The sequence below is a fragment of the Actinomadura sp. SCN-SB genome (assembly GCF_043906805.1).
Classification (GTDB): Bacteria; Actinomycetota; Actinomycetes; order Streptosporangiales; family Streptosporangiaceae; genus Spirillospora.
In genome coordinates this window covers 216,546-227,673 of record NZ_JBIMPP010000001.1, presented here as the reverse complement: position 1 = coordinate 227,673, position 11,128 = coordinate 216,546, and the positions used below count along the sequence as shown (strand labels likewise).

8 protein-coding genes are annotated in these 11,128 nt (G+C 71.2%); 7 read left to right on the top strand and 1 reads right to left on the bottom strand.

Annotation, left to right across the window (positions count from 1 at the left end; genetic code table 11):
• Positions 1–24: 24 nt before the first annotated feature.
• Positions 25–831 carry an IclR family transcriptional regulator gene (locus tag ACGWYJ_RS01135; protein ID WP_395103561.1) on the bottom strand — a complete coding sequence of 269 codons (807 nt, stop codon included), beginning with the start codon at positions 829–831 and terminating at the stop codon, positions 25–27.
• Between the two features lie 97 nt (positions 832–928).
• Here ACGWYJ_RS01135 and ACGWYJ_RS01130 point away from each other — a divergent pair, with 97 nt between their 5' ends.
• The 7 genes from ACGWYJ_RS01130 to ACGWYJ_RS01100 all read left to right on the top strand — a co-directional run bounded on the left by ACGWYJ_RS01130 (position 929) and on the right by ACGWYJ_RS01100 (position 11,075).
• On the top strand, positions 929–2,341 hold the full coding sequence (locus ACGWYJ_RS01130) for an aldehyde dehydrogenase family protein (protein WP_395103560.1): 1,413 nt from the start codon (positions 929–931) through the stop codon (positions 2,339–2,341).
• Positions 2,338–3,822 carry a sugar ABC transporter ATP-binding protein gene (locus ACGWYJ_RS01125; protein ID WP_395103559.1) on the top strand — a complete coding sequence of 495 codons (1,485 nt, stop codon included), beginning with the start codon at positions 2,338–2,340 and terminating at the stop codon, positions 3,820–3,822. The genes ACGWYJ_RS01130 and ACGWYJ_RS01125 overlap by 4 nt, the downstream gene beginning before the upstream one ends.
• A 147-nt stretch (positions 3,823–3,969) precedes the next feature.
• The gene (locus ACGWYJ_RS01120) at positions 3,970–4,959 is read left to right on the top strand and encodes an ABC transporter permease (RefSeq protein ID WP_395103558.1); all 990 of its coding nucleotides are present in this window, start codon (positions 3,970–3,972) and stop codon (positions 4,957–4,959) included.
• 49 nt (positions 4,960–5,008) lie between these two features.
• Positions 5,009–5,980: a substrate-binding domain-containing protein gene (locus ACGWYJ_RS01115; RefSeq protein WP_395103557.1), complete on the top strand. Its 972-nt coding sequence runs from the start codon at positions 5,009–5,011 to the stop codon at positions 5,978–5,980.
• Between the two features lie 53 nt (positions 5,981–6,033).
• Entirely contained in the window at positions 6,034–6,897 is an 864-nt protein-coding gene (locus ACGWYJ_RS01110) for a sugar kinase (RefSeq protein ID WP_395103556.1), read from the top strand.
• Between the two features lie 96 nt (positions 6,898–6,993).
• Positions 6,994–8,406 carry a hypothetical protein gene (locus ACGWYJ_RS01105; RefSeq protein WP_395103555.1) on the top strand — a complete coding sequence of 471 codons (1,413 nt, stop codon included), beginning with the start codon at positions 6,994–6,996 and terminating at the stop codon, positions 8,404–8,406.
• A 17-nt stretch (positions 8,407–8,423) separates the two neighbouring features.
• Positions 8,424–11,075 (top strand): hypothetical protein, encoded by a 2,652-nt coding sequence (locus ACGWYJ_RS01100; RefSeq protein ID WP_395103554.1) that lies wholly within the window; start codon positions 8,424–8,426, stop codon positions 11,073–11,075.
• Positions 11,076–11,128 lie beyond the last annotated feature (53 nt).

Here is an 11,128-nt window from a genome sequence, read left to right as displayed (position 1 = left end):
GGCCGGGAAGAGCCGGGCGCGGACTCACCAGAGCGCGGCGAGCTTGGCGGCCGTGGCGCGCAGCGCGGGGGCGTACGAGACGAGCCGTTCGGACGGCACCATGAACGTCACCGTCGAGATGCTCACGCCACCCGCGACGGCGCCGCCGCGGTCGAACACCGGCGCGCCGATGCAGCGGATGGTCTGCTCGTTCTCCTCGTCGTCGATGGCGTAGCCGCGTTCCCTGATGCGCGCCAGCTCCTCGTCCAGGCGGGCCCGGTCGGTGATGGTGCGGTCGGTCCTGGCGGGCATCCCGGCGCTGGCGATGATCGCCGCAAGCTCCGGCTCGGGCAGGTGGGCCAGCACGCACTTGCCGATGGCGGTGCTGTGCAGCGGCAGCCGCATGCCCACCCGCGAGGCCATCCGGTACGGCTGGTCGGCCTCGACCTTGTGCACGTAGACGGCGTGGTCGCCGCCGCGCAGCGCGAGGTGGACGGTCTGCCCGACCTCGGCGGACAGGTCCGCCAGGATCTCCCCGACGCCCGCGCCGCCGATCGCCCTGACCTCCTCGGCCAGCGCGAGCATGCGGGTGCCGGCGCGGTAGGTCCCGTCGCCCTCGTTCGCGATGAAGCCCAGCTCGTTGAGCGCGGCCAGGATGCGGTGCGCGCTGGCCTTGGGCACGCCCGAGTCGGCGGCGATGTCGGCCAGCCGCCGCGGACCGGTTCCGGCCACCGCGGCCTCCAGGACGTTCAGCGCCTTGCTCACCGCGTTGCCCGCCGAGGACGAGCGTCCGCCCCGCCGCTGCTCGCCGGCGGCGGAACCCGGGCGGTCATCGATCCGATCTTCGCCCATTGACAGCGTGCACCCCCAGACTTAATGTTCCGGTTGTTTTATAACACGAGATGCTGTTTCACGTAGCAGAACGCATAGCACGAAGCTTGGGGAGCCGATGTTGGGGAACCAGCCGACCGACGGGAGCCTGCCCGTCCACAACCCGGGGAACGGGGCGCTCCTGGGCGAGATGCCGGTCCTCACCGAAGAACAGGCGCGGCAGGCGGTCGAGGCGGCGCAGCGCGGGCGCCGCGCGATGGCCGCGACCCCGGCGCACGAGCGGGCCCGCATGCTGAACGCCGTCGCCGACGGCATCGAGCGGCGCGCCGCCGAGCTGGCCGTGACGCTGGCCGCCGAGAACGGCAAGCCGATCCGGCAGACCCGTGAGGAGGTCGCCGCCGCGATCCGGATCTTCCGCGGCTTCGCCGGCGAGGCGACCCGGATCTTCGGACGGCAGATCCCGCTGGACGCCGTCCCCGGCCTGGAACGGCACCTGGCCGTCACCGTGCGCGAACCGCTCGGGGTGGTCGCGGCGATCGTGCCGTTCAACTACCCGGTCGAGCTGTACGCGCACAAGGCCGCGGCGGCGCTGGCCGCGGGCAACGCGGTGCTGGTCAAGCCGCCCGAGAAGTGCCCGCTCACGCTGATGGAGATCGCCGGGATCGTGACCGGGGCCGGTGTGCCCGCCGAGGCGCACCGGCTCGTGCCCGGGGGACCGGAGCTGGCCCGGTTCCTGGCGTCCACGCCCGGCGTGCAAATGATCAGCCTCACCGGGAGCACCGCCGCCGGACGCGCCCTGTCCGAGCTGGCCGCCGGAACGCTCAAGCGCACGCACCTGGAGCTGGGCGGCAACGACGCCCTGATCGTGTGCGCGGACGCCGACGTGGAACGCGCCGCCGAGGCCGTGGTGCTGGGACGGCTCGCCCGCGGCAACGGCCAGATCTGCTGCGCCGTCAAGCGCATCTACGCCGAGGACGGCGTGTACGACGAGTTCGCGCAGGCGCTGGAGGCGCAGGCGCGGGAACTGGTCGTCGGCGACCAGCTCGACGAGGCCACCGACATCGGGCCGCTCATCACCGAGCCCGCCGCGATCGCGGTGGCCGAGGCGGTGGACGCGGCGGTCCGCGGCGGCGCCAAGCCCGTCGTCGGCGGCCCGCGCGACGGCGCGTTCGTCCCGCCGACCGTGCTGGTGGACGTCGCGCCGGAGGAGGAGGCGGTGGCCGAGGAGATCTTCGGCCCGGTCGCGCCGCTGCTGCGGGTCGGCGACCCGCTGGAGGCGGTGGAGCTGGCCAACGCCTCCCCGTACGGGTTGCAGGCCGCGATCTGGACCCGCGACGTGCAGCGCGCGTTCGGCCTGGCGAGCCGTCTGGAGGTCGGCGGCGTGGTGATCAACGGCTCCACGGCGCTGCGCGCGGAGAACCTCCCGTTCGGGGGGCCCAAGCTGACGGGTGGGGCGCGGGAAGGACTGCACGACACGCTCCTGGAGATGACCGAGCAGAAGACCATCATCGTCATGGACGCCCTGTCATGAGGCTGGAACTCAAAGGTCTGCGCAAGGGCTATGGCGGCGTCGAGGTGCTGCACGGCGTCGACCTGACCGTCGAGGGCGGCGAGGTGCTGGCCATCGCGGGCGCGAACGGCGCGGGCAAGTCCACCCTCATCAAGGTGCTGGCGGGCGCGGCGCCGCTGGACGGCGGGGAGATCGTCCTGGACGGCGAGCCGCTGCGGCTGCACAGCCCGCAGGACGCGCACGACCGCGGGTTCCGCACCGTCTATCAGGAGCTCAGCCTCGTCCCGCAGCTGACGGTGACCGAGAACGTGCTGCTGGGCGCGCTGCCCACCACGCGCGGCATGATCGACTGGGGCGCTGCGCACGCCCGCGTCCGGGCGCTGCTGGACGAGATCGGCTTCACCGACATCGACCCCCGCGCCACGGCCGGAAGGCTGTCGGTGGCGCGCCGGCAGATGGTCGAGATCGCCAAGGCGCTGGCCGGCGGGCCCCGGCTGCTGGTCCTGGACGAGCCGTCGGCGGTGCTGGCCGGGTCCGATCTGGACCGGCTGTTCGACCTGATCAGGGCGCTGCGGAAGCGCGGGGTCGCGGTGCTGTACGTCTCGCACCGGCTGGCCGAGGTGATGGAGATCGCCGACCGGATCACCGTGATCAAGGACGGCAGGGTGGTGGAGACCCTGGAACCCGCCCGTACCAGCGAGGACGAGATCATCACGCTGATGGCGGGGCGCCGGCTGGAGCAGATCTACCCGGACCGCGAGCCCGCGCCCGGCGCCCCGCTGCTGTCCGTGCGCGATCTCGGCCGGGACGGGGCGTTCGGCGAGGTGTCGTTCGACCTGGCCGCCGGCGAGATCGTCGGGATGTTCGGGCTGGTCGGCAGCGGCCGCAGCGAGGTCGCGCGCTGCCTGTTCGGCGCCGACCGCCCCGACACCGGGACGATCGAGCTGGACGGCAGGCCCATCGGCTTCCGCACGCCGAGCGAGGCGATCGCGGCCGGGGTCGCGCTGGTCACCGAGGACCGCAAGGACACCGGACTGGTGCTCGGCATGAACGTCGCCGACAACACCACCTTCGCCACGATGCGGCAGGTGAGCCGGCACGGCCTGCTGGACCCCGGCCGCAGGGACGGCACCGTGCGGCGGATGATCGAGCGGCTGGACATCCGCCCGCCCCGCCCCACGATGCCGGTCGGCCGGCTCAGCGGCGGCAACCAGCAGAAGGTCGTGCTGGCCAAGTGGCTGCTCACCCGGCCGCGCGTGCTGATCCTCGACGAGCCCACCCGGGGCGTCGACATGGCCACCCGCGTGGACATCTACCGGATGATCGACGAGCTCACCCGGGACGGCGTGGCCATCCTGCTGATCTCCTCCGACCTGGCCGAGGTGATCGGCGCCACCGACCGCGTGCTGGTGATGCGCGAGGGCCGGCTGGTCGCCGAGGTCCGCTCGGCCGACACCACCGAGGACGAGGTACTGGCGCATTCAGTGGGGGTGGCGGCATGAGCGAGCGAAGCGAGTTCATGCCGCCGTCTTGTCCGGGGGGCGTGGGGGCACGACCGCCCGAGTGCCCGGAGGGCGGTCGTGCGGTTCCGCCGGGGGGCATGGGGGGTCGTCCCCCCATAAGAGTTCGTCCCCCCACAAGGAGAACGCATGAGTGAAGTGAAGACGGTGGCGGACGCCCAGGACGACGCGGGCGCCGCCGCGCGGAAGGGTCTGGGCGGGCGCGTCCCGTACACCAACCTCGGGCTGGTCGCCGCCGCGCTGGTGGTGATCGTGGTCTCGGGTGTCACCAACGACGCGTTCCTGACCGAGGGCAACCTCACCAACCTGCTGCGGCAGATGGTCACCACCGGGCTGCTGTCGCTGGGAATGCTGATCGTGATCCTCACCGGCGGGATCGACCTGTCGGTCGGTTCGGTGGTGGCGCTCACCGGCATCCTGTCGGCCGGGCTCGTGGAGGGGCTGCCGCTTCCGGTGGCGATCCTCGCCGCGATCTGCGTCGGCGTCCTGTGCGGGACGATCAACGGCGCGCTGATCGCCCGGTACTCGCTGGCGCCGTTCGTGGTGACGCTCGCGGCGATGACCACCTTCCGCGGGCTCACCTATGTCTACTCGCGGACGCCGATCACACCGACGACGCCCGACTTCCTCACCCTCGGCGCGGAGAACCTCGGCCCGGTGCCGATCGCGACGATCATCACGCTGGTGCTGTTCGCGCTGGGCTGGGTGCTGATCAACCGGACCCCCGCGGGCAGGGCGCTGCTGGGCATCGGCGGCAACCGGGAGGCGGTGCGGCTCGCGGGCGTCAAGGTGCAGCGGCACATCGTGCTGGCGTACGCGCTGTCGGGGCTGTGCGCCGGGGTGGCCGGGGTGATCCTCGCGTCCCGCGTCGGCATCGCGCAGCCCAGCGTCGGCCAGGGCTTCGAGCTGGACGCCATCGCCGCGTGCGTGATCGGCGGCGCCAGCCTGGCCGGCGGTCGCGGCACCATCGGCGGCACCCTGGCCGGCGTGGTCCTGCTCGGCCTCATCGACAACCTGCTGAGCCTGTACGACGTGCAGAGCTACTGGCAGCAGGTGCTCAAGGGACTGATCATCGCGGTCGCGATCCTGGCCCGCCGTGGCGAGCGCCAGGAGACCTAGCGCCTCCTCTCATCCCACCTTTTCACCACCCCCGACCGGAGGAACGACCATGAGAAGAATCGTCGGCTGCGCGCTGGCGGGTGCGCTGGCCCTGACGTTCGCCGCGGGCTGCGGCGGCTCGGACGACGAGTCCGGCGGCGGCGCCAAGAAGCAGATCACCATCGGTGTCGCCAACTTCAGCCTCCAGGCCCCGTACTTCATCGCGATGTCCAAGGCCATCGAGACCGAGGCCAAGACCTACACCAACGTCAAGCTGATCACCACCGACGCGCAGGGCGACGCCAACAAGCTGACCAGCGACATCAACAACCTGCTCACGCAGAACGTCGACGGCGTCATCATCTCCGGCGGCCCGCTGAACGCCGCGCCCGCCGCGATGAACGCCATCAAGCAGAAGGACGTCCCGTCGGTGCTGGTGGACCGCAAGTTCGCCGGCGGCCAGTACACGAGCTGGATCGGCCCCAACAACACCCAGGGCGGGCAGAACGACGGCAAGTACATCGTCGACCGCCTCAAGGGCAACGGCACCCTGGCCATCATCAAGGGCGGCCCGGCCGACAACACCATCGGCCTCGACCGCACCAACGGGCTGAAGAGCGTGCTGAAGCAGTCGCCCGGCATCAAGGTGATCGAGGCGCCGGACTTCGGCGGCTGGAGCTCCGACGGCGGCCTGAAGGTGATGGAGAACCTGCTGGCCCGCAACAGCACGATCGACGCGGTGTTCTGCGAGAACGACTCGATGTGCCTGGGCGCGCAGAAGGCCATCGGCGACGCCGGGCGCAGCGACGAGATGTTCCTGGTCGGCGTGGACGGCCAGAAGGAGGCGCTGCAGGCCATCAGGAACGGCACCAACTACGCCGCCACCGCGGTGAACAACGCCGACACCATCGGGCGCGCCGGGCTCAACCGGATGATGGCGATCCTCGCCGGCGCGACGCCCCAGAAGGACACGCCGCTGGAGGCCCCCGTGGTGACCAAGGACAACGTCGCGCAGTACCACAACCCACGGAGCCTTTTCTGAGCGGGGACAAGCCGGTCATCGTCGCCGTCGGCGAGGGGCTGCTGGAGGTCGGCGTGCGGGGCGACCTGCCGCCGGACTACCTCGGCCGCGGGTTCGGCGGGGACGTCGCCAACGTGGCGGTGATGGCCGCGCGGATGGGTGCCACCGCGCGGCTCCTCACCCGGGTGGGTGAGGACGCACCCGGCCGGCTGCTGATGGACTTCTGGCGGCGCGCCCGCGTCGACGTGGACCGTGTCACCGTCGACGCCTCGGCTCCCACGGGCGTGTACGTCAACGCGGTGCGGGCCGGTGAGCACCGCTTCCACTACTACAGGTCGAACTCGGCGGCGTCGCTGCTCGGAGAGGAGGACGTGGACGGGGGGCTGCTGGAGGGCGCCGACGCGCTGCACACCAGCGGCATCTCACTGGCGATCTCGGGTTCGTCCGCCCGTGCCGCCGAACGGGCGGCGGACCTGGCCCGGGAGCGGGGCGTCACCGTGACGTTCTGCGTCAACCACCGGCCGTCGCTGCGGCCCGACCCGGAGCGCGGCCTGCGGTTCGCCCGCGCCGCCGACATCGTGGTCCTGTCCGGTGAGGACGCCCGCGCGCTGCTCGGGACGAACGAGCCGGACCGGGTCCGGGACGCGCTCGGGGACGGGCCGCGGGAGATCGTGCTGACCGACGGCGCGGCCGGCGCGCTCGTCCTGACCGGCGGCGCGGAGCACCGGGTCGCCTCTCCCCCGGTGCGGGTCGTCGACACCGCCGGCGCGGGCGACGCGCTGACCGGGACGTACCTGGCCCGGCGGCTGGCCGGCGCCGGGCCCGCCGAGGCGCTGGAGACGGCCGTCATCGCGGCGGCGCTGTCCTGCCGGTATCCGGGGTGCGCGCGTTCGTATCCGACCGCCGACGAGATCGCGCGAGTGGCCGCCACGGCATAACCCACCGACCCACCACCCGCCGGGTCCGTCCGTCATGGCCGGACCCAGGGCGAAGCCTTGTCAGATTCTCCCGTCACCCCCCAAGGAGGAGGATTCATGCGCAAGCGCACCATTCCCATCCCGACCGGCAGACGAAGGAGGGTGTGCGCCGCCCTCACCGCCGGCGTCCTGGGCGCCACCGCGCTGAGCGGCGCGATGCCGGCCAGCGCCGACCGCGGGGGACACGGCCCGCAACCCGGCTGGAAACTCCTTTACTCGGAGGACTTCACCAAGCCGCTGGGCGACGCGCCGTGGATCCGGGAAGCCTACGACGACCCGTTCGACACCGTCATGGACGACAACGGCGAGTGGTACCGGAACGACTACGGCCCGGTGTGGGAGCAGCAGTTGAACTCCTTCGCCACGTACCGCAAGGAGTTCCGGGTCGGCAAGGACGGCTGGCTGACCGCGTCGCTGTCGGCCAGGGACTGGAACAAGGACGGCCGGATCGAGGCGCCGCCCTCCATCACCAACCGGACGCTGCCCAACGGCCGGAAGGTGGCGGAGATCAAGGTGCCCGACCACACGGGCGGCGCGATCTTCCGTCCGACCAACAAGCTGCCGGAGCGGTACCGGATCGAGTACAAGCTCACCACCATCGACTTCGGCGGCAAGCGCAACGGGACCATCGAGTACGACGGCCGGATCAACGGCTACAGCAAGGAAGGCTGCAAGACCCAGCACCCGTGGGGCGAGGGCTCCAATAGTCCGGGCTGGGAGGGCGACGCCTCGGCCCCGTACTGCGAATGGCAGGACGTGCGCGCCGGCCGGTACGGATACAACGGGTTCCACTACCTGTCGATCGTCGACTTCGCGAATCCGGCACCGCGCAACAACCACTTCTGGCATTACCGCCGCAAGGTTCTGATGGACGGGTTCGCGCAGCATCCCGACCGGGTCGGCGACGGCACCGGCGGGCGGGTCTGCAACGCGAACACCGGCGAGTACTACAACTACCGCGACAGCAGTTTCAACACCGTCAACATGTGGATCAGCGGGCTGCCGAACTGGCGTCCCGGCAAGGGCGGCCTGGCGGGCAACTCGCAGTGGTTCATGACGAGCTGCTCGGGCGGCGTGGCCGAGCAGCAGCTCTCCTCGGCGGCCGAGCTCCAGCCCGAGCTGATGCCGAACACCGAGTACACCTTCGCGATCGAGCGTGACGCCACCGGCTACACGCTGGAGGCGGCCGGCGACTTCGCCCGGGTCGGTTACAAGAAGCTGCGCTTCCACCGCCCGTTCATCGTCGGCAACGCGCCGATCTGGCATTACAACCAGAAGCCCAGCGAGTACGACGGGCGCTTCAACAACACCCTCGTCCAGAACGACCACAACGGCACCCGGGAATGGCCCGACCAATGGCCCGCCGGGTCCGGTTACCCCGACTACTTCGTCATCGGCGACCTCTACACCAACGTGTACGAGGGCAGCGCCAGCCTGACCGACATCCGTCTTTACATCCCGAAGAAATAGGGACTGGAGAAACACCCATGAGAACGATGAGCAGGAACCGGATGCGTGGCGCCTCACTCGTGACCGCGCTGGCCCTGGCCGCGACCGGGGGGACCGCCGTCGCGCTGCCCGCGCCCGTGCTGGCCGCGCCGAAGCCGGCCGAGCACTCCGCCAAGCCGTCGCTGCGCGTCACCAAGGTCTCCGCGCGTGACGACAAGTCGATCGACATCACGTTCAACAAGGCGCTGGGCGACGACATCCGCCAGTTCACGGCCGCCAACACCGCGTACGCGGGCCAGTACATCACGCTGGACGGGCAGCCGCTGTCGCAGATCGCGGGCACCACGGTGCGCCCGGTCGACACCCCCGACCGGCGCACGCTGCGGGTCGTCCTGGGCGGCGACACCCGCCTGGAGGACCGCACCTACAAGATCCGGTTCGACGGCGGGCAGGACACGCTCGCCGACCTGTTCTTCCGTGCCGCCGACGGCGGTGTGCTGCCGGGAACGTCCACGGCGGAGATCTCCTTCCGCGGGACCGCCAAGGACGCCGCGCCCGTCGCGGTCGCGTCCGCCGCGGTGCGGGACGCCCGCACCGTCGAGGTCACCTTCGGCACCAGCATCTGGTCGGGCATGCCGCGCGGCGCCTACGGCCAGACCGACATCGCGCTGAAGGACGGCGACACGACCGTCCACCCGGTGTACGTGGAGCACGTGCCGGGCACCGACCAGCGCACCTACCGGCTGTTCTTCGGCGCCGACCTGGACCGGGGCGCGGCGTACCGGCTGAGCCTGGCGCCCGCGCTGCGGCTGACCGGCAGCGGCGGCACGGCCGCCGAGGCGGTGGAGTCGGACGTCCGGGCGGGCGGCGGCGCGTACGCGCCCGCGCGGATCGCCGGGGCCACGGCCGGCGAGAAGGGCGACGAGATCACGATCCGCTTCACGCGGCGGATCGCGAAGGTGCGCAGCGGCGGTGAGGACCTGGCCGTCAAGGAGACGGTGACGGGCATCAGCGGCGCCACGCTCACCGACGACGAGGTGCGCGGCTTCCTCCGGTTCCCCGGCCTGACCACCGAAGGGGGCGTGCCCTTCGCGCAGGCCCTGCGCTCGGACGCGGCGTACTTCCCCGACGCCACCACGCTGGTCGTGCGGCTGGACAGCGGCCACCGGCTCAAGCCGGGCGGCCACGGCTCCGTCGCGGTGGACAAGGGCGCGCTCATCGACGTCACGGGCGCGGCGAGCACGTCCACCGGCGACACCCGCGTCGCCATCCCGGGCCGGTTCAAGAAGCCCGGGGACGACTTCGACCCGAAGGCGCCCGACTACCTGAAGGTCGACACCCACGCCACCACCGTCTTCCAGCGGTACGACTACACGGTGAGCGAGGACGGCGTCTCGGTCCGGCGCGAGGGCGTCTTCGACAAGGTGGTCGGCCAGACCATCAAGACCGTCGTGGTGGAGAACAAGTACGTCAAGGCGACGTTCGCGCCCGGGTACGGCGCCCGGCTGCTCTCCATGATCTACAAGCCGACCGGGCACGACCTGTTCTACCTCAACCCGGTCGGCACCCCGTACGGCCACTCCAGCACGCCGCCCGGCACCCCGGGCAACTCGCCGTTCTACCAGAACTGGCTGATGGTGTGGGGCGGGGTGTTCCCGACGCTCACCGAGGCGGAGCACGGCAAGTACTGGAACGTGCCGTGGGACTTCAGCATCGACCGCCGCAAGAACACGTTCGCCATCACCATGACCAACACCGACACGGTCGACTACCCGTACAAGCCGACCCGGTACGTCTACGGCGCCACGGGCATCAAGACCGCGGTGACCTACGCGCTGGACGCCAAGCGGCCCACCCTCGACATGACGGTCAGCCTTCACAACCCGGGCGACCAGGACCGCAAGTTCGAGTACTGGACGTGCACCACGCTGGCGCCCGGCGAGGACACCTACGACGGCTCGCCCACCATGTCGATCGTGTCGCCGGTCAAGAAGATCTACCGGGACCCCGGCTACCGGTGGATGGAGGACAAGGAGGAGCCGGCCGGGCAGCCCGGTGACGGCATGCTCAAGTTCGACACGCTCAAGAAGATGTCCGAGTGGGACCGCAGCGGCATCGCCTACGGCCAGGACCTGGCCACGATGCCGCAGGGCGACTGGTGGGGCGTGGTCAACCACGAGAACAGCGAGGGCGTCGTCCGCGTCGGCGACAACAAGAAGACGCCCGGCCTGAAGCTGTGGGAGTGGGGCCAGAACGCCTCGTTCGACACCAACCCGTACAGCAAGGGCAACTCCGCCCGCCCCTACATCGAGCTGTGGGCGGGCGCGTCGGACAAGTTCTTCAGCCCCGCCACGCTGAAGGCCGGGCAGACGCTCTCGTGGACCGAGACCTACCTGCCGACGATGGACCTGGGCGACATCACCAACGCCACCGCCCACGGCGCGGCGGACGTCAAGGTCGACGCGTCCGGGAACGTGCGCGGGCGGGTGTTCCCGACCGACATCGGGCAGCGCCTGCGCGCCACCCTGGTGGACGTCTCCACGGGACGGACGATCGACACCGAGAACTTCACCGCCGGCGCCCACACCGCGGTGAAGCTGGACGGCAAGGTCGCCCCCGGCGGCCAGGCCAAGCTGATCCTCACCGACGACGCGGGGAGGACGCTGCTGACGGCCGAGTCCGGCCTGTGATGTGAGGTCCGGTGGAGGGCGGCCCGGGGCGACCCGAGGGGCCGCCCTCCACG

Coding starts and splice junctions, on each gene's coding strand:
- ACGWYJ_RS01135 (WP_395103561.1), bottom strand. CDS start 831: ATGGGCGAAGATCGGATCGATGACCGCCCGGGTTCCGCCGCCGGCGAG.
- ACGWYJ_RS01130 (WP_395103560.1), top strand. CDS start 929: ATGTTGGGGAACCAGCCGACCGACGGGAGCCTGCCCGTCCACAACCCG.
- ACGWYJ_RS01125 (WP_395103559.1), top strand. CDS start 2,338: ATGAGGCTGGAACTCAAAGGTCTGCGCAAGGGCTATGGCGGCGTCGAG.
- ACGWYJ_RS01120 (WP_395103558.1), top strand. CDS start 3,970: ATGAGTGAAGTGAAGACGGTGGCGGACGCCCAGGACGACGCGGGCGCC.
- ACGWYJ_RS01115 (WP_395103557.1), top strand. CDS start 5,009: ATGAGAAGAATCGTCGGCTGCGCGCTGGCGGGTGCGCTGGCCCTGACG.
- ACGWYJ_RS01105 (WP_395103555.1), top strand. CDS start 6,994: ATGCGCAAGCGCACCATTCCCATCCCGACCGGCAGACGAAGGAGGGTG.
- ACGWYJ_RS01100 (WP_395103554.1), top strand. CDS start 8,424: ATGAGAACGATGAGCAGGAACCGGATGCGTGGCGCCTCACTCGTGACC.